The 22032-nt window shown below is 63.3% G+C and carries 22 protein-coding genes; 10 read left to right on the top strand and 12 right to left on the bottom strand.

Annotation, left to right across the window (positions count from 1 at the left end; genetic code table 11):
- Positions 1-20: 20 nt before the first annotated feature.
- The 6 genes from DM807_RS07075 to DM807_RS07100 all read right to left on the bottom strand — a co-directional run bounded on the left by DM807_RS07075 (position 21) and on the right by DM807_RS07100 (position 6538).
- Positions 21-1439, bottom strand: a complete 1419-nt coding sequence (locus tag DM807_RS07075) for an amino acid permease (protein WP_176729487.1) — start codon at positions 1437-1439, stop codon at positions 21-23.
- Positions 1440-2085: 646 nt separating this feature from the next.
- Positions 2086-3153 (bottom strand): 23S rRNA pseudouridine(2605) synthase RluB, encoded by a 1068-nt coding sequence (gene rluB, locus DM807_RS07080; protein ID WP_012273579.1) that lies wholly within the window; start codon positions 3151-3153, stop codon positions 2086-2088.
- A 273-nt stretch (positions 3154-3426) separates the two neighbouring features.
- The gene (scpB, locus tag DM807_RS07085) at positions 3427-4197 is read right to left on the bottom strand and encodes an SMC-Scp complex subunit ScpB (protein WP_012273580.1); all 771 of its coding nucleotides are present in this window, start codon (positions 4195-4197) and stop codon (positions 3427-3429) included.
- Positions 4184-4909, bottom strand: a complete 726-nt coding sequence (locus tag DM807_RS07090; protein ID WP_171577266.1) for a segregation and condensation protein A — start codon at positions 4907-4909, stop codon at positions 4184-4186. The genes scpB and DM807_RS07090 overlap by 14 nt, the downstream gene beginning before the upstream one ends.
- A gap of 125 nt (positions 4910-5034) precedes the next feature.
- Positions 5035-5664, bottom strand: a complete 630-nt coding sequence (locus DM807_RS07095; RefSeq protein ID WP_041166767.1) for an L-threonylcarbamoyladenylate synthase — start codon at positions 5662-5664, stop codon at positions 5035-5037.
- 13 nt (positions 5665-5677) lie between these two features.
- Positions 5678-6538 (bottom strand): PHP domain-containing protein, encoded by an 861-nt coding sequence (locus DM807_RS07100; RefSeq protein ID WP_060515584.1) that lies wholly within the window; start codon positions 6536-6538, stop codon positions 5678-5680.
- Positions 6539-6605: 67 nt separating this feature from the next.
- On the opposite strand from DM807_RS07100, the gene DM807_RS07105 reads away from it, so the two are divergent.
- The 5 genes from DM807_RS07105 (at position 6606) to DM807_RS07125 (ending at position 10237) form a co-directional block, all read left to right on the top strand.
- A complete protein-coding gene (locus tag DM807_RS07105) occupies positions 6606-7199 on the top strand; it encodes a septation protein A (RefSeq protein WP_060492935.1) in 594 nt (197 codons plus the stop codon).
- 1 nt (position 7200) lies between these two features.
- Positions 7201-7500, top strand: a complete 300-nt coding sequence (locus DM807_RS07110; protein WP_012273585.1) for a YciI family protein — start codon at positions 7201-7203, stop codon at positions 7498-7500.
- A gap of 142 nt (positions 7501-7642) precedes the next feature.
- A complete protein-coding gene (locus tag DM807_RS07115) occupies positions 7643-8320 on the top strand; it encodes a response regulator transcription factor (protein ID WP_012273586.1) in 678 nt (225 codons plus the stop codon).
- Positions 8321-8421: 101 nt separating this feature from the next.
- The gene (locus DM807_RS07120; protein WP_060515583.1) at positions 8422-8838 is read left to right on the top strand and encodes a Spy/CpxP family protein refolding chaperone; all 417 of its coding nucleotides are present in this window, start codon (positions 8422-8424) and stop codon (positions 8836-8838) included.
- 58 nt (positions 8839-8896) lie between these two features.
- A complete protein-coding gene (locus DM807_RS07125; RefSeq protein WP_012273588.1) occupies positions 8897-10237 on the top strand; it encodes a sensor histidine kinase in 1341 nt (446 codons plus the stop codon).
- An 85-nt stretch (positions 10238-10322) separates the two neighbouring features.
- On the opposite strand, the gene DM807_RS07130 is transcribed toward DM807_RS07125, so the two are convergent.
- Positions 10323-10880 carry an NAD(P)H nitroreductase gene (locus DM807_RS07130; protein ID WP_012273589.1) on the bottom strand — a complete coding sequence of 186 codons (558 nt, stop codon included), beginning with the start codon at positions 10878-10880 and terminating at the stop codon, positions 10323-10325.
- Between the two features lie 102 nt (positions 10881-10982).
- Between DM807_RS07130 and DM807_RS07135 the strand changes: the two genes are divergently transcribed.
- A complete protein-coding gene (locus DM807_RS07135; protein WP_012273590.1) occupies positions 10983-12437 on the top strand; it encodes a TrkH family potassium uptake protein in 1455 nt (484 codons plus the stop codon).
- Here DM807_RS07135 and DM807_RS07140 read toward each other — a convergent pair.
- Positions 12394-13455: an AraC family transcriptional regulator gene (locus DM807_RS07140; RefSeq protein WP_060492938.1), complete on the bottom strand. Its 1062-nt coding sequence runs from the start codon at positions 13453-13455 to the stop codon at positions 12394-12396. The two genes, DM807_RS07135 and DM807_RS07140, sit on opposite strands and share 44 nt — an antisense overlap.
- Positions 13456-13608: 153 nt before the next feature.
- Between DM807_RS07140 and DM807_RS07145 the strand changes: the two genes are divergently transcribed.
- Positions 13609-13920: an Mpo1-like protein gene (locus DM807_RS07145; protein ID WP_012273592.1), complete on the top strand. Its 312-nt coding sequence runs from the start codon at positions 13609-13611 to the stop codon at positions 13918-13920.
- 53 nt (positions 13921-13973) lie between these two features.
- On the opposite strand, the gene DM807_RS07150 is transcribed toward DM807_RS07145, so the two are convergent.
- The gene (locus DM807_RS07150) at positions 13974-14786 is read right to left on the bottom strand and encodes a UDP-2,3-diacylglucosamine diphosphatase (protein WP_012273593.1); all 813 of its coding nucleotides are present in this window, start codon (positions 14784-14786) and stop codon (positions 13974-13976) included.
- Positions 14787-14913: 127 nt separating this feature from the next.
- Between DM807_RS07150 and DM807_RS07155 the strand changes: the two genes are divergently transcribed.
- On the top strand, positions 14914-15681 hold the full coding sequence (locus DM807_RS07155) for a helix-turn-helix transcriptional regulator (protein WP_012273594.1): 768 nt from the start codon (positions 14914-14916) through the stop codon (positions 15679-15681).
- A gap of 100 nt (positions 15682-15781) precedes the next feature.
- Positions 15782-16672 carry a DMT family transporter gene (locus tag DM807_RS07160; RefSeq protein WP_179027199.1) on the top strand — a complete coding sequence of 297 codons (891 nt, stop codon included), beginning with the start codon at positions 15782-15784 and terminating at the stop codon, positions 16670-16672.
- Here the strand turns inward: DM807_RS07160 and DM807_RS07165 are convergent, their stop codons facing one another.
- Positions 16673-16954, bottom strand: a complete 282-nt coding sequence (locus DM807_RS07165) for an Rdx family protein (protein ID WP_003259082.1) — start codon at positions 16952-16954, stop codon at positions 16673-16675.
- A 67-nt stretch (positions 16955-17021) separates the two neighbouring features.
- Between DM807_RS07165 and DM807_RS07170 the strand changes: the two genes are divergently transcribed.
- On the top strand, positions 17022-19208 hold the full coding sequence (locus tag DM807_RS07170; protein WP_012273596.1) for a patatin-like phospholipase family protein: 2187 nt from the start codon (positions 17022-17024) through the stop codon (positions 19206-19208).
- A 33-nt stretch (positions 19209-19241) separates the two neighbouring features.
- Here DM807_RS07170 and DM807_RS07175 read toward each other — a convergent pair whose 3' ends face one another.
- Together DM807_RS07175 and recQ are read right to left on the bottom strand one after the other, a co-directional pair.
- Positions 19242-19679 carry a MarR family transcriptional regulator gene (locus DM807_RS07175; RefSeq protein WP_012273597.1) on the bottom strand — a complete coding sequence of 146 codons (438 nt, stop codon included), beginning with the start codon at positions 19677-19679 and terminating at the stop codon, positions 19242-19244.
- Between the two features lie 150 nt (positions 19680-19829).
- Positions 19830-21977, bottom strand: a complete 2148-nt coding sequence (gene recQ, locus DM807_RS07180) for a DNA helicase RecQ (protein WP_012273598.1) — start codon at positions 21975-21977, stop codon at positions 19830-19832.
- Between the last annotated feature and the right edge of the window lie 55 nt (positions 21978-22032).

Raw genomic sequence — 22032 nt, forward strand, 5'->3', positions numbered from 1 at the left:
TGCATGCTGCCGCAGCTACGTTACTTGGCCACGTGACCCGCAGCACCACCGGCATTGAGCTTGCGGCGCGGCTTGACCATGTAGATCACAAACATCCCGAACAGCCAGAACGGAATGGCATACACCGACACCTGAATACCCGGGATCATCAGCATGATGCCAAGGATCAGCACCACGAAGGCCAGCACCAGGTAGTTGCCGTAGGGGTACCACAGCGCCTTGAACAGCGGCTTCTGGCCGGTACGGTCGAGGTGCTGACGGAACTTCAGGTGCGAATAGCTGATCATCGCCCAGTTGATCACCAGGGTCGCCACTACCAGCGACATCAGCAGCTCCAAGGCGTTCTGAGGCATCAGGTAGTTGAGCAGCACGGCGACGAAGGTAAAGGCAGCCGACACCAGGATCGAACGCACTGGCACGCCACGCTTGTCGACTTTGGCCAGCGACGCCGGGGCATCGCCCTGCTCGGCCATGCCCAACAGCATGCGGGCATTGCAGTAGGTGCCGCTGTTGTACACAGACAGCGCAGCGGTCAGTACCACGAAGTTCAACAGGTGGGCGGCCACGTCACTGCCCAGCAGCGAGAACACCTGCACGAACGGGCTGCTGCCGTAGCTGCCACCCGAGGCATCGATGCTGGCGACCAGGTTGTCCCACGGGGTCAGCGACAGCAGCACCACCAAGGCACCCACATAGAAGATCAGGATGCGGTAGATGACCTGGTTGATCGCTTTGGGGATCACGGACTTCGGCTTGTCGGCCTCGGCGGCGGTAAAGCCGAGCATTTCCAGGCCACCAAAGGAGAACATGATGAACGCCAGGGCCATCACCAGCCCGCTGACACCGTTCGGGAAGAAGCCGCCATGGGACCACAGGTTGGCGACAGTGGCGTCCGGGCCGCCGCTGCCGCTGGTGAGCAGGTAGGCACCCAGGCCGATCATGCTGACGATGGCGACCACCTTGATGATGGCAAACCAGAATTCAGCTTCACCGAAGAACTTCACGTTCATCAGGTTGATGGCGTTGATCAGCACGAAGAACGCCGCCGCCGTGACCCAGGTAGGGATTTCCGGCCACCAGTAGTGAACATACTTGCCGACCGCCGAAAGCTCCGACATGCCCACCAGGATGTACAGCACCCAGCAGTTCCAGCCCGACAGGAAGCCGGCGAAACCACCCCAGTAGGTATGGGCGAAATGGCTGAACGAGCCGGCCACCGGCTCTTCGACGATCATTTCGCCAAGCTGGCGCATGATCATGAAGGCGATGAAGCCGCAAATGGCGTAGCCAAGAATCATTGACGGGCCGGCGGATTTCATCACGCCTGCCGAGCCGAGGAACAGGCCAGTACCAATCGCACCACCCAGGGCGATCAATTGGATATGGCGGTTCTTCAGGCCCCGCTTTAGCTCGCCTGAATGCATGTTTTGTCCACTCATGAACGAAGTCACCTGCATTGTTTTTATCTGTGACGGAATCGGACCCACCGCGCTCGTGGCGCAGCGGAATGGGCAAGGTGGTTACCTTGGGTTTCTTGACCTCAGGTGCCGCCGGGGCGGGTCAACCAGGCGTGATCAAGAGTGCGCGGTACGCAAAAGGGTCACAGGTAAAACGCGGCGCACTGTATACCCCTGCAAGCGCGCAGGCGTCAACGCGTTGCGTCCTTCCATCCGGAAAAAACGCAGCGATCCTGTGGTGTGGGCCTTGAAAGGCGGAGTGATCGGCGTACATGGCGCCTCCATTTGTTGTTTTGTCAGCCCGGCTCTGTGGATGGGCTCTTGCACACGGCAATGGCGGCTATAACACCGTGGGGACGGGGGTTTGGGCAAGGGCGAGCAGTGCCGCTACGGCTGCTTTGGCCTGCGGGCGCCGGCAAGGTTTGTTTACAGGATCGGATGCGATCTGAAATGCAGACTGAAAACGTCTGCATTCGTAAAAATTTCTATACAGGCCGGTTCAAGAACTTGCCAGTCGTCAGAAAAATTCTTTTTGTTCAATATCTTGGGGCTGCTGCGCAGCCTCAGGTTTCCACAGACATGAAAAAACCAGCCCGAAGGCTGGTTTCTTGGTTACCACACCGGCTTGTCAGCCACGCGGTTTGCCGCGGCCACGGCCTGCCGGCTTGTCACCCTCCGGCTTGGCCGGACGCTTGCGCATTTCGCTCGGACGCTCGGCCACCGTGCTGCCACGGGTGTTCTTACGCGGGGCCTCTTCACGCGGTTGGCGCGCCGGGCGCTCGCCGGTGGCTGCACCTTCGTGAGCCGGGCGCAGGTTGCGCACGCGCTCACCACGGCCCAGCGGGCGGGTCGACTTGCGCTGCAGGCGCTCCATCTTGTCCTTGGCCTTAAGCTTCATGGCAGGCAGCGCGACTGGCTGCAGGCCCACTTCGGCGGCGAGGATGTCGATTTCACCCTGGGTCATTTCACGCCAGCGGCCCATCGGCAGGTCGGAGTTGAGGAACACCGGACCGAAACGCACACGCTTCAGGCGGCTGACCACCATGCCCTGGGATTCCCACAGGCGACGCACTTCACGGTTACGGCCTTCCATCACCACGCAGTGGTACCAGTGGTTGAAGCCTTCGCCACCCGGTGCCTTCTGGATGTCGGTGAACTTCGCCGGGCCGTCTTCCAGCATCACCCCGGCTTTCAGGCGTTCGATCATCTCGTCGTCGACTTCACCACGCACACGCACCGCGTACTCACGGTCCATCTCGTAGGACGGGTGCATCAGGCGGTTGGCCAGCTCACCGTCGGTGGTGAACAGCAGCAACCCGGTGGTGTTGATGTCGAGGCGGCCGATGTTGATCCAGCGGCCTTCTTTTGGCCGTGGCAGGCGGTCGAACACGGTCGGGCGGCCTTCCGGGTCGTCACGGGTGCAGATTTCGCCATCGGGCTTGTTGTACATGATCACCCGACGGGTGGCCTCGGCGGCTTCCTCGCGCTTGATCAGCTTGCCGTCAACGGCAATGGCATCGTGCAGGTCGACGCGCTGGCCGAGGGTGGCCTCGACGCCGTTGACCTTGATGCGGCCCTGGCTGATCCAGGCCTCGACGTCACGGCGCGAGCCCACGCCAATGCGCGCCAGCACTTTCTGCAGCTTTTCGCCGGATGGAGGGGTGATTTCGGTATCTTGCAGGTCTTGCTCACTCATCTGGGCACCTCCCGGTGTAGGAATGAAAACAGGTTCTTGGCGACGAACGCGCCAAAAGGTCGCGCATCATACGCGGTTCAGGGGGATAACGCACTGGAGGGTAGAGGGTTTTATGGGCTTTGGCAGGGGTTTCTGCCTAATGGTGGTGCATTGGCAGTGCCGGCCTTTTCGCGGGTAAACCCGCCCCCACAGGTACTGCATCACTTTCAAGGCCTGTGGTATCCCTGTGGGAGCGGGTTTACCCGCGAAGAGGCCGTCACAGGCAGCAGCAGGTCAGGGCTGCAACTTGCCCTCTTCTTCCGCGGAAGCCTCAGGCTCATCCTCGCGCAAGTCATCAAAATCGGTCTTCAGCCCCTCTTCCATGGCATCCAGCTCCACCAACAGGCTACGGAAGCTGGTCTCTTCCTTCGGCTCGCCAGCCTCTTCCTCCTCGCCCAGGCTGGCATCCGCCAACGCCTGCAAGTGCGCCGGCACTGGCGCATCGTCCGGGTCGAGCAGCGGCTCGGGCTCCATTTCGCGCAACTCGGCCAAAGCCGGCAGCTCCTCTAGGCTCTTGAGGTTGAAATGGTCGAGAAACGCCTTGGTGGTGGCGAACATCGCCGGCCGACCCGGTACTTCCCGATAGCCCACCACGCGGATCCACTCGCGCTCCATCATGGTCTTGATGATGTTGCTGTTCACTGCAACACCCCGCACGTCTTCAATCTCGCCACGGGTGATCGGTTGGCGGTAGGCGATCAAGGCCAAGGTTTCGAGCAACGCACGCGAATAGCGTTGCGGGCGTTCTTCCCACAGGCGCCCGACCCAGGGCGCATAGTCCTCGCGGATCTGCAGGCGGTAACCGCTGGCCACTTCCTTGAGCTCGAAGGCACGGCCGCTGCACGACTTGCCCAGTACCTCCAGGGCCTGCTTGAACACGTGCGGCTCGGGGCGCTCGGCCTCATCGAGCAGCTCGTACAGGCGCTCCAGGGATTGCGGCTTGCCCGATGCCAGCAAAAAAGCTTCGATCAGCGACGCCAGGTCGCGGGGGTCATTCAAATTCATCAGGTTCTTCAACAAGCGCCGGGCGAAGCCGCACATGGATGGCGGCGAAGGGTTCATTCTGCACCAGTTCGATCAGCGATTCCTTCACCAGTTCGAGCACCGCCATGAAGGTGACCACCACCCCCAGCTTGCCCTCTTCGGCGGCGAACAGCTCGACGAATGGCACGAACGCACCGCCCTTGAGGCGCTCCAGTACCTGGCTCATGCGCTCGCGGGTGGACAGCGTCTCACGACTGATCTGATGGCTTTCAAACAGGTCGTTGCGTCGCATCACCTCGGCCATGGACATCAGCAACTCTTCCAGGCTGACCTGCGGCAACAGCTTGCGCACCTTGGCCTGCGGTGCTTCCAGGCGCGGCACCACGACATCGCGCCCCACCCGTGGCAGTTCATCGATGCCCTCGGCCGCGGCCTTGAAACGCTCGTACTCCTGCAGGCGGCGAATCAGTTCGGCACGCGGGTCGCCCTCTTCCTCCTCGACGTCGGCAGAGCGCGGCAGCAGCATGCGCGACTTGATCTCGGCGAGCATGGCGGCCATCACCAGGTACTCGGCGGCCAGCTCCAGACGCACGCTTTTCATCAATTCCACGTAGCCCATGTACTGCCGGGTGATCTCGGCCACGGGGATGTCGAGGATGTCGATGTTCTGCTTGCGGATCAGGTACAGCAACAGGTCCAGCGGGCCTTCGAAGGCTTCGAGGATGACTTCCAGGGCGTCTGGTGGGATGTACAGGTCCAGCGGCAGTTCGGTCAGGGCTTCGCCGTAGACCAAAGCCAGTTGCAGTTGCCGAGGCAACTCGGCCTGTTCGGCCGGTGCCTCAGGCGCTTCCACCTGGCTCACGCGTTGACCAGGAACGGCGTGGGGTCGCCGCAACCTTCGCGGATCAGTTCCGGCTCGTCACCGGACAGGTCGATGATGGTCGACGCCTTGAGGTCGCCGAAGCCGCCGTCGATCACCAGGTCGACATGGTGCTCCAGCCGCTCACGGATCTCGTAGGGGTCGGTCATCGGCTCGCTGTCGCCCGGCAGGATCAGGCTCACGCTCATCAGTGGCTCGCCCAACTCGGCCAGCAAGGCCAGGGTAATGACGTGGTTCGGTACACGCAGCCCGATGGTGCGGCGCTTGTCGTGCAACAGCAGGCGCGGCACTTCACGCGTGCCGTTGAGAATGAACGTGTAAGGCCCCGGTACATGCGCCTTGAGCAGGCGAAAAGTGCCGGTATCGACCTTGGCGTACAAGCCCAGTTGCGACATGTCGCAGCACATCAGGGTGAAGTTGTGCGTCTTGTCCAGCCCGCGCAGGCGCCGCACCCGCTCGATGGCGTTCTTGTCGCCCATCTGGCAACCCAGGGCATAGGCCGAATCCGTCGGATACACCACCACCCCCCCCTTGCGGATGATCTCGACGGCCTGTTTTATCAAGCGCGCCTGTGGGTTCTCCGGATGAATCTGGAAAAATTGGCTCACGTAGTCGTCCTGTTCATAGCGCCAAAGGCTGTTCATGGCTGAATCGACGCCACAAAGGTGGCAGGTCCTCGGGCAAAGGCCGATAGGCACCAATCTCGCCCCAGGTGCCGGGGCCGTGGAAGTCACTGCCAGCGCTTGCCAGCAGGCCGAACTCACGGGTAAGGATGGACATGGTGCCCACTTGCTCGGCAGGCATCATCCCATTGACCACCTCAAGCGCCTGCCCTCCTGCCTGAATATAGTCGGCAATCAGCCGTCTGCGCTTGCTGCGGGTCAGATCGTAATGCATGGGATGCGCCAGGCTTACCCAAGCGTTGGACTGCCTTAGCGTGGCAACGGTTTCGTCAAGGGACGGCCAGTGCTGCTTGACGTCGCCCAGCTTACCGGCGCCCAGCCACTTGCGAAACGCTTCGCCCCGGTCCTTGACGTGCCCGGCACGCACCAGGTGCTCGGCAAAATGCGGGCGCGCCGGTGCGTTGCCGCTGTCACCCAGTTCTTGCTGCACGGCGCGCGCACCTTCAAGGGTGCCGGGCATGCCTTTGCCCGCCAGCCGTTTGTCTATTTCTTCGGCGCGCAACCAGCGGCCGCGGTGCAATGCCTCGATCGCAGCCAGCAACGGCGGTGCGTCGAGCGGGAAGTCATAGCCCAGCACATGGATGGTCGCACCACCCCAGGTGCAGGACAACTCTACCCCGCTGACCCAGCGCATCCCCAGGTCAACGCAGGCCTGGCGCGCTTCAGGCAGGCCTTCGATGGTGTCATGGTCAGTCAGTGCCAGCGTTTGCACCCCGTGCTCATGGGCCCGGGCAACCAGTACCGAAGGCGACAGGGCGCCGTCGGAGGCCGTGCTGTGACAGTGCAGATCAACATTCATGGGGGAGCGCTTTCGCTGGATTCGATGTTTGTTATTATGCCGTCACATCCCGATTCTGGCTGCCATTGTGAAACAATTCATCGATTTCATCCCGCTGCTGCTGTTCTTCATCGTCTACAAGCTCGACCCGCGCCCCATGGAGGTCGCCGGCCACAGCTTCGAATTCGGCGGTATCTACAGCGCCACGGCCATGCTGATCATCAGCTCGCTGGTGGTGTACGGTGCGCTGTTCCTGCGCCAGCGCAAGCTGGAAAAGGGCCAGTGGCTGACCCTGATCGCCTGCCTGGTGTTTGGCGGCCTGACCCTGACCTTCCACAGCGAAACCTTCCTCAAGTGGAAAGCACCCGTGGTGAACTGGTTGTTCGCCCTGGGCTTTGCCGGCAGCCACTTCATCGGCGACCGGGTGCTGATCAAGCGCATCATGGGCCATGCCCTGACCCTGCCGGATGCCATCTGGTCGCGCTTGAACCTGGCGTGGATCGCTTTCTTCCTGTTCTGCGGCGCGGCCAACCTGTTCGTCGCCTTCACCTTCCAGGACTTCTGGGTGGACTTCAAGGTGTTCGGCAGCCTGGGCATGACCGTGATCTTCCTGGTGGCGCAAGGCGTGTACCTGTCGCGCCACCTGCACGACGACCCTTCTACCTCCAAACCCAAGGATTGACATGCTCTACGCCATTATCGCCAGCGACGTCGCAAACTCCCTGGAAAAGCGCCTGGCTGCCCGCCCGGCGCACATCGAACGCCTTCAGCAGCTCAAGGCCGAAGGCCGCGTAGTGCTGGCCGGCCCACACCCGGCCATCGACAGCAACGACCCGGGCGAAGCAGGGTTCAGCGGTAGCCTGATCGTTGCCGAATTCGAATCGCTGGCGGCGGCGCAGGCCTGGGCCGATGCCGATCCGTACATTGCCGCAGGCGTCTACGACAAGGTAGTGGTCAAGCCGTTCAAGCAAGTACTGCCCTGATCTGAAGCCGCACAGCTTTTTTGCGCTCAAGCCCGCGAAGAAGCTGATGCGGTATTGGCAGTTATACGGTTGCCATCAGTCTGCGGTATCTTTGCCACTGGCGGGCCGAATAGCCGCCGTCAATGGTTGAATTGAGTGAGTCATGAGCGAGCTGTTACTGATTGATGATGACCAGGAACTGTGCGAGCTGCTCGGCAGCTGGCTGACCCAGGAAGGGTTCACGGTGCGTGCCTGCCACGATGGCCAGAGCGCACGCCGGGCCCTGGCCGAGCATGCCCCTGCTGCCGTGGTGCTGGATGTGATGTTGCCCGACGGCAGCGGCCTGGAGCTGCTCAAACAGCTGCGCAGCGAGCATGCCGAGCTGCCGGTGCTGATGCTGTCAGCCCGTGGCGAGCCGCTGGACCGCATCCTCGGCCTGGAACTGGGCGCCGACGACTACCTGGCCAAACCTTGCGACCCGCGCGAGCTCACCGCTCGCCTGCGCGCGGTACTTCGCCGCAGCCACCCCACCGCCACCACCAGTCAAGTGGAGCTGGGTGACCTGGTGTACAGCCCTGCACGTGGCGTGGCCAGTATCGATGGCCGCGAAATGACCCTGACCCTGTCCGAAAGCCGCATCCTCGAAGCCCTGCTGCGCCAGCCCGGCGAGCCACTGGACAAACAGGAACTCGCGCAGATCGGCCTGGGCCGCAAATTGACCCTGTATGACCGCAGCCTGGACATGCATGTCAGCAACCTGCGCAAGAAGATCGGCCCGCATGCCGATGGCCGGCCACGCATCGTGGCATTGCGTAGCCGTGGTTATTACTACTGCCTCTGAGCATCTTTACCGAGCCTTTACCATCCCCTGACTGCGCTTGACGGTGATCTCCCTAGACTGTGCTCATCCGGTAACCACCGGCCTATGAAAGGAGAGACACCATGCGCAAGACCCTTATCGCCCTGATGTTCGCCGCCGCTCTGCCGACCGTGGCCATGGCCATGCCTGACGGCGGCCCGCGCCACGACGGCCCGCATCATCGCGGTGATGCGCCTTTCCACCAACTGGACCTGAGCCGCGACCAGCGCCAGCAGATCGGCAAGCTGATGGGCGAGCAGATGCAACAGCGCCGCGACATCACGGAGCGCTACCTGGCCAAACTGCCGGCCGCCGACCAGAAAGCCATGAAGGACGAACTGCAGGCCAACCGCGACAAGACCGACAGCGCGGTACGCAACCTGCTCAAGCCTGACCAGCAGAAGAAGTTCGACGAACTGCAAAAGGAACGCGCCGCCAAGAAAGCCGAGTGGCAGGAGTTCCAGGCCTGGAAAGCTGAAAAAGGCACCAAGGCCCAGTAAGCTGTCCACCCCATGCCCGGCCCGCGTCACTGCGGGCCGGGCTTTTCCCGTTTAGGAGGTGCACTTGCGTTCACTGTTCTGGCGCATCCTGGCCAGCTTCTGGCTCGCCATCACCCTGGTCGCCGGGCTGTCGATCCTGCTGGGCCACATGCTCAACCAGGACGCCTGGATCCTTAGCCGCCATCCGGGCCTGAATACCCTGGCCAGCAAGTGGGCCAAGCATTACGAGCAGGAAGGCCTGGATTCGGCTCAGCACTTCCTGGAAAGGCGCAAAGATCGCTACAAGATCGACGTGCAGGTGCTCGACGACAGTGGCGAGGCCGTGGTGCCCGGGACCTTCCCGCGCCGTGCGGCCGCCTTCGAGGCGCGTCAGCACAATGACCAGCGACGCCTGCCATGGCGTCGGCTGACCGAGGAATACACCAGCCCCGAGACCGGCGATACCTACTTGCTGATCTACCGCATCCCTCACCCGGCGCTGGATGCCTGGCACCGCGAGAGCCTGATGTGGCCGCTCAGTGCACTGGGCATTGCCCTGGTCGTGCTGACCCTGTTCAGCCTGCTCGTAACCCTGTCCATCACCCGCCCGTTAAGCCGCCTGCGCAGCGCTGTACACGACCTGGGCCAGACCACCTACCAGCAGAACAGCCTGGCGCGTCTGGCTGCGCGGCGTGACGAGTTCGGTGTGCTGGCCAAGGACTTCAACAAGATGGGGGCGCGCCTGCAAAGCACCATCGGCAGCCAGCGCCAGCTGCTGCGCGACGTGTCTCACGAGCTACGCTCGCCCCTGGCCAGGCTGCGCATCGCCCTGGCCTTGGCCGAGCGCGCAGGGCCCGAGCAGCGGGAGACCCTGTGGCCGCGCCTGACCCGCGAATGCGACCGCCTGGAAGACCTGATCAGCGAAATTCTCGCCCTGGCCCGAGTGGATGCCGAACAGGCTCATGCCGAACCGGTCGACCTCAACGCCCTGCTCGGCAGCGTGCGCAAGGACGCCCTGCTCAGTGCGCCGGACCAGGATGTGCGCCTGGAGGCGCAACCGGGGTTGACCTTGCAGGGTTGGCCAACGCTGATCGAGCGGGCCGTGGACAACCTGCTGCGCAATGCCCTGCGCTTCAACCCGGTAGGGCAGCCGGTCGAAGTCAGCGCCGTGCGTGAACAGGACCGTATTGTGATCAGCGTGCGTGACCATGGCCCCGGGGCGGCAGCGGAGCACCTGGCACAACTGGGCGAACCGTTCTTCCGCGCACCGGGGCAGGACGCGCCGGGGCATGGGCTGGGGCTGGCGATTGCGCGCAAGGCGGCGGAGCGCCATGGCGGGAGCCTGGTGCTGGACAATCACCCACAGGAAGGATTTGTAGCTCGGCTGGAGTTGCCCCTGGCTGATGCGGCTGGCAGTTGATGTGATGTAAAGGCCACTGACCTCTTCGCGGGTAAACCCGCGAAGAGGCCGGAAGCCTCAATAAATCAATCTGCCTGAAGGCGGTTTATTCGCCCCAGGCACTGACAAAATCAGCAGTTTCCAGCACCGGCGCAGTGCGTGGCTCGGTCAACGGCGTACCGACATACAGGTAACCGATCAACTCCTCGTTCTCGGCCAACCCCAGCCCCTTGTGCACATGGGCATCAAAAGCCATGTCCCCGGTGCGCCACACCGCCCCGACGCCTTGCGCATGCGCGGCGATCAGAATGCCGTGCGCCGCACAGCCCGCAGCCAGGCGCTGCTCGGACTTGGGCACCTTGAAGTGGTCCTGCAACTTGGCGATGACCACGATCAGCAACGGTGCCCGCAGGGGCATGGCACGAGCCTTGTCCAGTGCCGCCTGGCTGGCATCACCTTTGTGCTGCACGGCTTCGGCGAACAACTCGCCGAGTTTCTCGCGGCCCTGGCCTTCGATGGTAAGGAAACGCCATGGCCGCAGCTGGCCATGGTCCGGGGCACGCAGGGCGGCCTGGAACAGCGCCTCGCGTTGAGCGGCATTGGGCGCCGGGTCGGTCAGGCGTGGCACGGAAACACGGTTGAGCAATGCGTCGAGAGCCTCCATCGGCTACCCTCCTGGCAGTTGAATGTGCGGCCATTCTAGCGTTTACATCACCAGACCCATAGGTAGAATGGCGCCCTTCCGTTTCGAGTCAGAGCAGATCACATGGCGTTGCCGACCTTAAGGATCATTGGTTTCATCATCGGCATCTTCCTGATTACCCTGGCCGTGGGCATGGCCGTGCCCATGGCTACCCTGGTGATCTTCGAGCGTACCGGTGACATGCCGTCGTTCCTCTGGTCGAGCCTGATCACCTTCATCGCAGGCCTTGCCCTGGTAATACCGGGGCGCCCGGAGCATGTACACCTGCGCCCGCGCGACATGTACCTGCTGACGGTCAGCAGTTGGCTGGTGGTGTGCGTGTTCGCCGCGCTGCCGTTCCTGCTGACTCAGCACATCAGTTACACCGACGCCTTCTTCGAAAGCATGTCAGGCATTACCGCCACAGGCGCCACCGTGCTCAGCGGGCTCGATAGCATGTCACCGGGTATCCTGATGTGGCGCTCGATGCTGCACTGGCTCGGCGGTATCGGCTTCATCGCCATGGCGGTGGCAATCCTGCCACTGCTGCGTATCGGTGGCATGCGCCTGTTCCAGACCGAATCGTCCGACCGCTCGGAAAAGGTCATGCCGCGCTCGCACATGGTCGCCAAATCGATCGTGGGGGTTTACGTCGGTTTCTCCATCCTGGGTTCGCTGGCCTTCTGGTGGGCGGGCATGAGCCCGTTCGATGCGATCAACCATGCCATGTCGGCGATCTCCACCGGCGGTTTCTCCACCTCCGACCAATCCTTGGCGAAATGGGATATCCCCGCCGTGCACTGGGTTGCGGTGGTGGTGATGATCATGGGCAGCCTGCCGTTCACCCTTTACGTGGCTACCCTGCGCGGCAACCGCAAGGCGCTGATCCGCGACCAGCAGGTGCAAGGGTTGCTGGGCATGTTGGTGGTCACCTGGCTGGTGTTGGGCACCTGGTATTGGTACAGCACCAACCTGCACTGGCTCGACGCCCTGCGCCACGTGGCACTGAACGTGACCTCGGTGGTCACCACCACCGGTTTCGCCCTGGGTGACTACAGCCTGTGGGGCAATTTTTCGCTGATGCTGTTCTTCTACCTGGGCTTCGTTGGCGGCTGCTCCGGCTCGACCGCGGGCGGCATCAAGATTTTCCGCTTCCAGGTGGCCTATATCCTGCTCAAGGCCAGCCTCAACCAGCTGATTCACCCGCGTGCGGTGATCAAGCAGAAATACAACGGCCATCGCCTCGACGAAGACATCGTGCGTTCGATCCTGACGTTCTCGTTCTTCTTCGCCATCACCATCTGCGTCATGGCCTTGCTGCTGTCGTTGCTGGGCGTGGACTGGATGACTGCACTGACCGGCGCCGCTGGCACGGTTTCGGGTGTGGGGCCGGGCCTGGGTGAAGTGATCGGCCCTTCAGGTAACTACGCCACGCTGCCTGACGCGGCCAAGTGGATCTTGGCGGCCGGCATGCTGCTTGGCCGCCTGGAAATCATCACGGTGCTAGTGTTGTGCATGCCGGCGTTCTGGCGTCATTGACCACTTCGGCTTCGGTGCCCAGGCGGGCGCGGTACTCGCTGGGTGTGGCGTCGAACCAGCGGCGGAACGCCCGATAGAAGTTGCTGGGGTCGGCGAAGCCGAGCAGGTAGGCGGCCTCAAGCAAAGTCATGCCCGGCTGCGCCAGGTACTGTTCGGCCAGCTCGCGGCGGGTATCGTCAAGCAGGGTCTGGAAGCTGGTGCCCTCCTCCTGCAGCCGCCGCTGCAAGGTCCGCTGCGACAGGTGCAGGGCCTGGGCCAGGGTTTCACGCTTCGGTTCACCCTGCGGCAGAATGCGGCACAACACCTGGCGCACCCGGTGGGTTACCCGGCTTTCGGAGAAACGTGCCAGGTACTCCCCGGCAAACCGGTCGTGCAGCACCGCCATGGCCTCGTTGGCGGTAGGCAGCGGGGCTTCCATGTCGGCCCGCTCGAACACCAGGGCATCGTGTGGCGCGCCGAAAACCAGCGGCGAATGGAACGCCACCTTGTACGGCTCGACGTTCTTTGGCTGCGGCCCTTGCACCAATACCCGCCGCGGCTGCACCGGCCGGCCACTGAGCCATTTGCACAGCGCCAATGCGCAGGCCAGCGACGCTTCGGCACTGTGCCGGGTCGGCGGCAGGTGGTCACCGTGGACGGTCAGGATCAGCGAGTAGCCCTCGGCGCCAAGGACAAAACTGAGGTCGGAGCTTTCGGCGATGATGCGCTGGTAGCGCACCAGGCGTTCGAAGCCCTCGGCCAAGGTGCGGCTGGACATCAACGCATAGCCCACCACATGGAACGACGCCGGGCGCACCACCCGCGCCATGTTCAGACCGATGGCCTCGTTGCCTGACAGTTCCACTGCCAGCTGCCATAGCCGGGTCATGGAGTCTTGCGGAAAACGTGCATCCGGGTCGTCGAGTGCGGCAAAGTCCAGCCCTAGCTGCTTGAACATGGCCCGGCAATCCAGCCCCTCCAGTTCAAGTGCCTTCACAATCCCTGATGCCCAACTGGCTGACGTGGTTCTTTCGCTCATGACAGGCTTCTTTTACCGACCGCTCCTGCGGTGAACCCCAAGGATACTCATTTGGCGCCTATTGTCACTGGTAGGCCCCGTCAGTCACTCTAGACTCGAATCAGGCTCCACGCCGTGCATCTTGTCCAGAAGTATTAATCCCGGAGCACCGCCATGAACAGCAAAGCGCAGTTTCGCAGTTTTGCCGAGTTCTATCCTTACTACCTGGGGGAGCACAGCAACCCCACCTGCCGCCGCCTGCACTTCGTCGGCACCAGCCTGGTGATCGCGCTGCTGGCCTACACCATTGGCAGTGGCAAATGGTTGCTGCTGCTGGCCGTGCCGGTGTTCGGCTATGGCTTTGCCTGGGTCGGGCACTTTTTTTTCGAAAAGAACCGGCCAGCGACCTTTACCTATCCGCTGTACAGCCTGGCCGGTGATTTCGTGATGTTCCGGGATATCCTGCTGGGCAAGATCCGGCTGTAGGCGCGGCCTTGTGCCGCGAAAGGGCTGCAAAGCAGCCCCATGGCCCTCACGCCCTACACCGGCTCGCGCACCACCGCAGCCGCCTGCGCCTCGCGCGCCTGAGCCTCAGCCAGCCGGTACAGTTCGATACTGCCATCCCAATGTTCGATCAGCGCCGTGCATGACTCCACCCAATCCCCGCAATTGAGGTAGTCCACCTCCCCCACCTTGCGGATCTCGGCATGGTGGATGTGCCCACACACCACCCCATGAAACCCGCGCCGTGTGCACTCGTGGGCAATGGCATCCTCGAAGTCGCTGATGAAATTCACCGCACCTTTCACCTTGTGCTTGAGGTACGCCGACAGCGACCAGTACCCATAGCCGTACCGCGCCCGCCAGTGGTTGAGCCAACGGTTGAGCACCAGGGTGAACTCGTAGGCACGGTCGCCCAGAAACGCCAACCAGCGGTGGTAACGGGTAATCACGTCGAACTGGTCGCCATGGATCACCAGCAGTCGACGGCCATCGGCGGTCAAGTGTTCGGCCTCGTCCACCAGCTGAATGTTGCCCAGAATCAGCTTTGAATAGCGGCGCAGGAACTCGTCATGGTTGCCCGTGACGTAGATCACCTCGGTGCCGCGCTTGCTCATGGTCAGCAGCCGGCGGATCACGTTGGTGTGGGCCTGCGGCCAGTAGATCCCACCACGCAGCTTCCAGCCATCGATGATATCGCCCACCAGATAGACGCGGTCGGCCTGGTAGCCCTTGAGGAACCGCGACAGGTGTCCGGCCTGGCAGTCGCGGGTGCCCAGGTGCACGTCGGAGATCCACAGGGTACGCACGCGTTGCTTGCGCGAGGGACGAGACAGTTCGGCATGGGTCATGGGCAGGCTCCGGCGCAGTTTGCTGGAGACTGGCAGGCAGGCATGACAGCGCCATGGCAAAACGGTGACGAGTGATGGCGTGCGGGGTTTGAGGCACAATGAGCGCCTGCCCTGCGAGGAAGCCCCCATGACCGCCGGCCCGATCCTCTCGCTGCGCCATTACCGCGACAGCCTGATCGCCCACAGCCACGAACACCCGCAACTGGTGTTCGGCCTGCGCGGCCGCCTGGAGTTCGAGGTCCAGGGGCAAGGCGCCGGGATCGACCGGCAGGGGCTGATCGTGGTACCGGCGGGCGCGCATCACACCTGCGCCAGCGATGGCGGCAGCCACTGCCTGGTGTTGGATGTGCCTGGGGAGCGCTGGCTGCACGAGCAACTGGGCGAGCATGCCGATGCCAGCCGCCGCCTGCTCGACCGCCCTGCCGCGCTGGGCCTGGACGACCGTCAGCAGCAGTTGGTGGACTGGCTGGCGGCCAGCCCCATGGACGACCCGTTGATCGCCCGGCAAGGCGCAGCGCTGTTACTGGCCAGCCTGAATCCAACGGCGGCTGCCAACGTTCGGGCCAGCCAGCGCTTACCTTATGCCGCGTTCGATACCCATATCGAGCAACAGGCTGCCTACCCGTTGCAGGTCGCCGACCTGGCGCGCATTGCCGGGCTGTCCAGTGCCCGGCTGCATGCGCGCTTTACCGCCGAGTGCGGGATGACACCGATGGACTACATTCGCCAGCGACGCTTGCTCAAGGCACGGCGGCTGGTGGTGCAGACTTCGTTACCCATGGGTGAGATTGCAGCGCAGGTGGGGTATAGCTCACAGAGTGCGTTTTCGGCAGCGATGTTGCGGGCGTTCGGTTGTACGCCTTTGGCGTTGCGGCGAGAGCCCGGCGACAATTGACAGCAGTCTTGCGACAGAAATCGTTGGCCTGTGGTTTTACACTTTGCCTGTGCTGCGAAGAGGCCGGCACAGCCAATAGAGATCTTGAGCAAGGACTACCATGAACCACCGCACAGCCCTAGGCGCCCTGCACATTGGCGCGCTGTTTTTCGGCCTTACCGGCGTCTTCGGCAAGCTGGCCGCCAGCGCCAGCCCGGCAATCATCGTCTTTGGCCGCGCCGCCTTCGCCGTGCTCGCCCTGGCTCTGTTCGCCAGCCTGGCCGGCCCGGGCTGGCAACGCCTCAGCGGCCAGGACGCACGCCGCCTGCTGCTCGGCGGTGTGCTGTTGGCCGGCCACTGGGTCAGCTTCTTCATCGCCGTCAAAGTCGGCGGCGTGGCCATCGCCACCCTCGGTTTCGCCAGTTTCCCGGCCTTCACCGTGATCCTCGAAGGCCTGCTGTTCCGCGAGCGTATCCGCCGCAACGAAACCGTATTGGTCGTGCTGGTCAGCCTCGGCCTGGTATTGGTCACGCCGGCATTCGACCTGGCCAGCGAAGCCACTGGCGGCCTGCTCTGGGCACTGCTCTCGGGCCTGCTGTTCTCGCTGCTGTCACTCACCAACCGGGCCGGCTCCGGCCGTTTGCCTGCAGTACAGGCAGCGCTGTGGCAGAACCTGGTAGTGGGCCTGTGCCTGCTGCCGTTCGCGGCCCCTGGCCTGGGCGGCGTAGCCCCCGTGGACTGGCTGTGGATCGCCCTGCTCGGCGTCTTCTGCACCGGCGTTGCGCACAGCCTGTTCGTCGCCAGCCTGGCAGTGATCAAGGCGCGCACGGCCGCCGTGGTGTTCGGCATGGAGCCGGTCTACGGGATTGCCGTGGCGTGGGCGGTGTTCGCCGAAACCCCCACCGTGCGCATGCTGCTGGGCGGCGCACTGATCATCTTCGCCATCGTGCTGTCCAGCCGCCTGGCTGCCGAGCAACCGCCCAGGCAGCGGACACTGCCCGAGGGGGCTTGATCAGCGGTCGTTGTGGCCAAGGTCACGCTGTGGGTCGATCTGGTCGCGCACCCGCTGCTTCAATACCTTGGCCTCGGGGAAACCACCGTCGGCCTTGCGCTCCCAGATCTGCACGCCATTGCAGGTGATGCGGAAGATGCCGCCGGTGCCCGGCTCCAGCGCTACCCGGCCCAGGTCGTCGGCAAAGGTGCTGAGCAGTTCCTGGGCCAGCCAGGCAGCACGCAGCAGCCACTGGCACTGGGTGCAATAGGTGATGACGATTTCCGGCTTGCTGTCGGCCATGGTGAAACATCTCCAGGTAAGGGGCCGCTTATACTAGCGGTCTTTAGCCCACGGTTTGAGACTCACGATGCGCCGTTTGCTGTTCTGTTTTCTGCTTGCCCTCACCACGCTTGCGGCAACCGCCGCCGAACCTGCCAGGCCCAAGGTCGGCCTGGTACTGTCGGGTGGTGCGGCCCGTGGCCTGGCTCACATCGGCGTGCTCAAGGCGCTGGAAGAACAGGGTGTGCGCATCGACGCCATCGCCGGCACCAGCATGGGCGCAGTGGTCGGCGGGTTGTACGCCTCGGGCTACAGTGTCGAAGAGCTGGAAAAGCTCGCCACCACCCTGGACTGGCAACAGGCGCTGTCCGATGCCCCGCCACGCAAGGACGTGCCGTTTCGGCGCAAGCAGGATGACCGCGACTTCCTGGTCAAACAGAAGCTCAGCTTTCGTGACGACGGCAGCCTGGGCCTGCCACTGGGGGTAATCCAAGGCCAGAACTTGTCACTGCTGCTGGAAAGCAAACTGGCGCACACCGCCGACACCCGCGACTTCGACAAGCTGCCTATCCCCTTCCGCGCCGTGGCCACCGACATCGCCAGTGGCGAAAAAGTAGTGTTTCGCCGCGGCCACCTGCCACAGGTCATTCGCGCCAGCATGTCGATCCCTGCCGTGTTCGCCCCGGTCGAGCTGGACGGCCGACTGCTGGTGGACGGTGGCATGGTCGACAACATTCCGGTCGACGTGGCCCGCGAAATGGGCGTGGACCTGGCCATCGTGGTCGACATCGGCACCCCACTGAAGGATCGCAAGCAATTACTGACCGTGGTCGACGTGCTCAACCAGTCGATCACCCTGATGACCCGGCGCAACTCGGAAGAACAACTGGCCAGCCTGCACCGCGACGACATCCTCATCCAACCATCGCTGACTGCCTTCGGCGTGACCGATTTTGGCCGCGCCAGGGACATGATCGACGCCGGTTACCGCGCCACCCGCCTGCTCGACCCTCGCCTGGCTGCCCTGCGCCAGCCCGAAGGCGACAGCAGCCTGGCCGTGGCCCGCTCGCCGCGCCAGCGCACACCGGTGATCACCGCGATCCGAATCGAGAACGACTCCAAGGTCAGCGACGACGTGATTCGCTCGTACATCCGCCAACCGATCGACGCGCCGTTGGAGCTGGACCGCCTGCAGACCGACATGGGTACGCTGTACGGCCTGGATTACTTCGACCGGGTGCAGTACCGCGTGGTGCACAAGGGCGACGACAACACCCTGGTGATCAACGCCCGTGGCCGGCGCGGCGGCACCGACTACCTGCGTCTGGGCCTTAACCTGTCCGATGACCTGCGTGGCGACAGCGCCTTCAACCTGGGTGCCAGCTACCGGGTCAACGGCATCAACAGCCTCGGCGCAGAATGGCTGACCCGTGGCCAGATCGGCGACCAGCAAGAGCTGTACAGCGAGTTCTACCAACCGCTGGACGTGGGCTCGCGCTACTTTGTCGCGCCTTACCTGGATTTCAGCTCGCAGAACATCGAAGCCACCCTGGACAACGACCCGGTCGCCGAATACCGCCTGGAGCGCTACGGCTTTGGCCTGAACGTGGGCCGGCAGATCGGCACCAGCGGTGAAGTGCGCCTGGGCGTGGGCAAGGCCTGGGGCGAGGCCGAGGTGCGCATCGGCGACCAGGACCTGCCCAAAGTCAGTTTCAACGAAGGCTTCTACGAGCTGAAGTACTCGTTCGACACCCTCGACAACGTGTACTTCCCGCACCGAGGCGAGGACATCGGCCTGACCTTGCGCAAATACGACAAGTCGCTGGACTCCGACCAGGATTACCGGCAGTGGCTGTTCAACCTGGACAAGGCGATCAGCAGTGGGCCGAACACCTTCGTGCTGGGCGGTCGCTATGGGCGCACGCTGGATGACACCGAAGTGGTGACGTCGAGCTTCGTGATGGGCGGAGCGCGAGAGCTGTCAGGCTTTCGCCAGGACTCGGTGTCGGGGCAGAACGTGAGCCTGCTGCGCATGGTCTACTACCGCCGCTTGACGCCAAGGGCCTATGTGCCGCTGGACTTCCCGTTGTACATCGGCGGGTCGCTGGAGCGTGGGCGGGCATGGAACAACGACAACGAGTTCGACAGTGGGTACATCAATGCGGCGAGCATCTTCCTGGGGCTGGAGACGCCGTTGGGGCCGTTGAACTTCACCTACGGCACCAACAGTGCGCATGAGCATGCGGTGTATCTGAACCTGGGGCATACCTTCTGATTTTTTGGGGCTGCGTTGCAGCCCCAAGGGCCTTCAGGACTTCTCGAGGTTGGCCAGAATCTTCGCATGCACCCGCATGCAAACTTGCAATTCTGCCTCATCCACGCCGGTAAACAGTTCCACCCGCAGTTGATTGGCGATGGTCTCGATCTGGTCGATCAGTGGCTTGGCCGGGGGGCACAGCAAGATCTTCTTGGCCCGCCGGTCTTCTACCACTGCTTGCCGGCGCACCAACCCTTGCGCCTCCAGGCTGTCGAGCAGACGCGCCAGGGTCGGGCCTTCAACGCCCACGCTCTGGGCCAACTCACGCTGGGTCGGGGCTTCTTCGAAACGGGCCAGGTGCAGCAACACCAGCCAGCGCGCCTGGGACAGGTTGAGCCCGGCCAGGCGGCGGTCCAGTTCGGCGCGCCAACCCCGGGACATCTGGGCCAGCTGCATGCCGAAGCGGTGTTGGTTGTCGGTCAGGGGCATAAGTAACTCATTGAGTAGATCTAATTATTAGGCAGCTAACCATGCCCTGCCCCACGAGGCAAGGCTCGGTCCTGCTTACTTGTTCGATAATCGTCAAAAAGCATGACAAAGGTCAGCAGATGGCGCTTCTGCCTTCGATCCTGCCTGCGTTTACAGTTCGAATTCCGCCGCCAGCGCCGCGCGCACGCAATACAGCACGCCCTCCGGCACCCGGGCCCCGAACTGCGGCGCAATGGCCGACACCGGTGGCAGCTCGCCCTCACCATCCAGGAACGCGTCCTGCACTTCCATCATCAGGTCTTCCGGCAGGTCGATGGCTTGCTCCAGGCTCAGCTCCTGGCGGCCCAGTGCCTCGGCCAGCAGGCTATAGACGTTCTTCTCGCTGCAGTTGAGCTGCCCGGCGATCTGCGCCGGGGTCATGCCGGCTCGGGCCAGGCTGACCAGTTCGTGGCGCAGGTCGAGCACCACTTTCGGTGCCTCTTCGGTGCCGCCACTGTTGTTCAGTACTTCGAGGAACGCCTGGCCATAGCGCTCCAGCTTGCGCGCGCCCACACCGCTTACCTGGGCCATGTCGCTGAGGCTGACCGGCTGGCTGCGCAGCATTTCCAGCAGCGTCGAATCGGGGAAGATGACATACGGCGGCACGCTGTGCTCCTCGGCCAACTTGCGCCGCAACGTGCGCAACGCTTCCCACAGTTCGCGCTCTTCGGCACGCACCAGCTGGCTGGCCGGGCTGCCGCCGCTGGACGACGAGGCCTTGGCCGTGGTCTGCGGCTTGAGGTCACGGCGCAGTTGCAAGGTCACCTCGCCGCGCAGTAGTGGCCGGCAGCTGTCGGACAGGCGCAGGCCGCCGTAACCTTCCAGGTCGATGTCGACCAGGCCGCGCGCCACCAACTGACGGAACAGCGAACGCCATTCGACCTCGGCCAGGCCCTTGCCAACGCCGAATACCGATAGCTTCTCGTGGCCGAAATTGCGCACCTTCTCGTTGTCCTTGCCCAGCAGCACATCGACCAGGTGGCCGACACCATAGCGCTGGCCGGTGCGGAACACCGCCGACAGCGCCTGGCGCGCCGGCTCGGTAGCGTCCCAGGTCTGGATGTTGTCGACACAGTTGTCGCAGTGGCCGCACGGTTGTTCGAGGGTTTCATCGAAGTAGGCCAGCAGCGACTGGCGGCGGCAGCGGGTTTCTTCGCACAGCGCCAGCATGGCGTCGAGCTTGTGCTGTTCGATGCGCTTGTGGCGCTCATCGCCTTCGGAGTTCTGCAGCATCTGCTTGAGCATCACCATGTCCTGCAGGCCATAGGCCATCCAGGCATCGGACGGCAGGCCGTCACGGCCGGCGCGGCCGGTTTCCTGGTAATAGGCCTCAAGCGATTTAGGCAGGTCGAGGTGGGCAACGAAGCGCACGTTGGGCTTGTCGATACCCATGCCGAAGGCAATGGTCGCGACCATGATCAGCCCCTCCTCGTTGAGAAAGCGGTGCTGGTTGGCCGCGCGTGTCTCGGCAGCCAGGCCGGCGTGATACGGCAGCGCCGGGAAGCCCTGCTGGCAGAGGAATGCGGCGGTTTCGTCGACCTTCTTGCGCGACAGGCAGTAAACGATACCGGCGTTGCCGCGGCGCTCGCCGAGAAAAGCCATCAACTGCTTGCGCGGCGCTTCCTTGGGCACGATGCGGTAGAAGATGTTGGGTCGGTCGAAGCTCGAGAGGAAGCGTTCGGCGCCTTGCAGGTGTAGGCGCTGGACGATTTCTTCGCGGGTGCGCATATCGGCAGTGGCAGTAAGCGCAATGCGCGGCACATGCGGGAACAGTTCGGCCAGTTGGCCCAGTTGCAGGTACTCGGGGCGGAAATCGTGGCCCCATTGCGAAACGCAGTGGGCCTCGTCGATGGCGAACAGCGAGATGTCCAGGTCACGCAGAAAATCCAGCATGCGCGGCTGCACCAGGCGCTCCGGCGCCAGGTAGAGCATTTTTACCTCGCCACGGCGCAGGCGCCCGGCCAGTTCACGCTGCTGTTCCGCGCTCAGGGTGGAATTCAGCGCGGCCGCCGAAACGCCCAGTTCGTCAAGCGTGGCGACCTGGTCGTCCATCAACGCGATCAGTGGCGAGACCACCACCGTCAGGCCCGGACGCAGCAGCCCCGGCACCTGAAAGCACAACGACTTGCCGCCGCCGGTGGGCATCAGCACCAGGGCATCGCCGCCATTGGCCACGCATTCGATGATCGCTGCCTGGCGCCCACGGAAACTGTCGTAGCCGAAGATGTCCTTGAGAACGCGCTGAGCCTGTTCGAGCATGTGCAACTCCAAATCGCCGTACCACCCTGAATACAACAGGCTGGACGAAAAACCC

Source organism: Pseudomonas hunanensis (genome assembly GCF_013393325.1).
Classification (GTDB): Bacteria; Pseudomonadota; Gammaproteobacteria; order Pseudomonadales; family Pseudomonadaceae; genus Aquipseudomonas; species Aquipseudomonas putida_P.

What these genes read in the sequence shown, in the direction of transcription:
- DM807_RS07075 (WP_176729487.1), bottom strand. Translation starts at nt 1,439, where the DNA reads ATGAGTGGACAAAACATGCATTCAGGCGAGCTAAAGCGGGGCCTGAAG.
- rluB (WP_012273579.1), bottom strand. Translation starts at nt 3,153, where the DNA reads ATGAGTGAGCAAGACCTGCAAGATACCGAAATCACCCCTCCATCCGGC.
- scpB (WP_012273580.1), bottom strand. Translation starts at nt 4,197, where the DNA reads ATGAATTTGAATGACCCCCGCGACCTGGCGTCGCTGATCGAAGCTTTT.
- DM807_RS07100 (WP_060515584.1), bottom strand. Translation starts at nt 6,538, where the DNA reads ATGAATGTTGATCTGCACTGTCACAGCACGGCCTCCGACGGCGCCCTG.
- DM807_RS07110 (WP_012273585.1), top strand. Translation starts at nt 7,201, where the DNA reads ATGCTCTACGCCATTATCGCCAGCGACGTCGCAAACTCCCTGGAAAAG.
- DM807_RS07115 (WP_012273586.1), top strand. Translation starts at nt 7,643, where the DNA reads ATGAGCGAGCTGTTACTGATTGATGATGACCAGGAACTGTGCGAGCTG.
- DM807_RS07120 (WP_060515583.1), top strand. Translation starts at nt 8,422, where the DNA reads ATGCGCAAGACCCTTATCGCCCTGATGTTCGCCGCCGCTCTGCCGACC.
- DM807_RS07130 (WP_012273589.1), bottom strand. Translation starts at nt 10,880, where the DNA reads ATGGAGGCTCTCGACGCATTGCTCAACCGTGTTTCCGTGCCACGCCTG.
- DM807_RS07135 (WP_012273590.1), top strand. Translation starts at nt 10,983, where the DNA reads ATGGCGTTGCCGACCTTAAGGATCATTGGTTTCATCATCGGCATCTTC.
- DM807_RS07140 (WP_060492938.1), bottom strand. Translation starts at nt 13,455, where the DNA reads ATGAGCGAAAGAACCACGTCAGCCAGTTGGGCATCAGGGATTGTGAAG.
- DM807_RS07145 (WP_012273592.1), top strand. Translation starts at nt 13,609, where the DNA reads ATGAACAGCAAAGCGCAGTTTCGCAGTTTTGCCGAGTTCTATCCTTAC.
- DM807_RS07150 (WP_012273593.1), bottom strand. Translation starts at nt 14,786, where the DNA reads ATGACCCATGCCGAACTGTCTCGTCCCTCGCGCAAGCAACGCGTGCGT.
- DM807_RS07155 (WP_012273594.1), top strand. Translation starts at nt 14,914, where the DNA reads ATGACCGCCGGCCCGATCCTCTCGCTGCGCCATTACCGCGACAGCCTG.
- DM807_RS07160 (WP_179027199.1), top strand. Translation starts at nt 15,782, where the DNA reads ATGAACCACCGCACAGCCCTAGGCGCCCTGCACATTGGCGCGCTGTTT.
- DM807_RS07165 (WP_003259082.1), bottom strand. Translation starts at nt 16,954, where the DNA reads ATGGCCGACAGCAAGCCGGAAATCGTCATCACCTATTGCACCCAGTGC.
- DM807_RS07170 (WP_012273596.1), top strand. Translation starts at nt 17,022, where the DNA reads ATGCGCCGTTTGCTGTTCTGTTTTCTGCTTGCCCTCACCACGCTTGCG.
- DM807_RS07175 (WP_012273597.1), bottom strand. Translation starts at nt 19,679, where the DNA reads ATGCCCCTGACCGACAACCAACACCGCTTCGGCATGCAGCTGGCCCAG.
- recQ (WP_012273598.1), bottom strand. Translation starts at nt 21,977, where the DNA reads ATGCTCGAACAGGCTCAGCGCGTTCTCAAGGACATCTTCGGCTACGAC.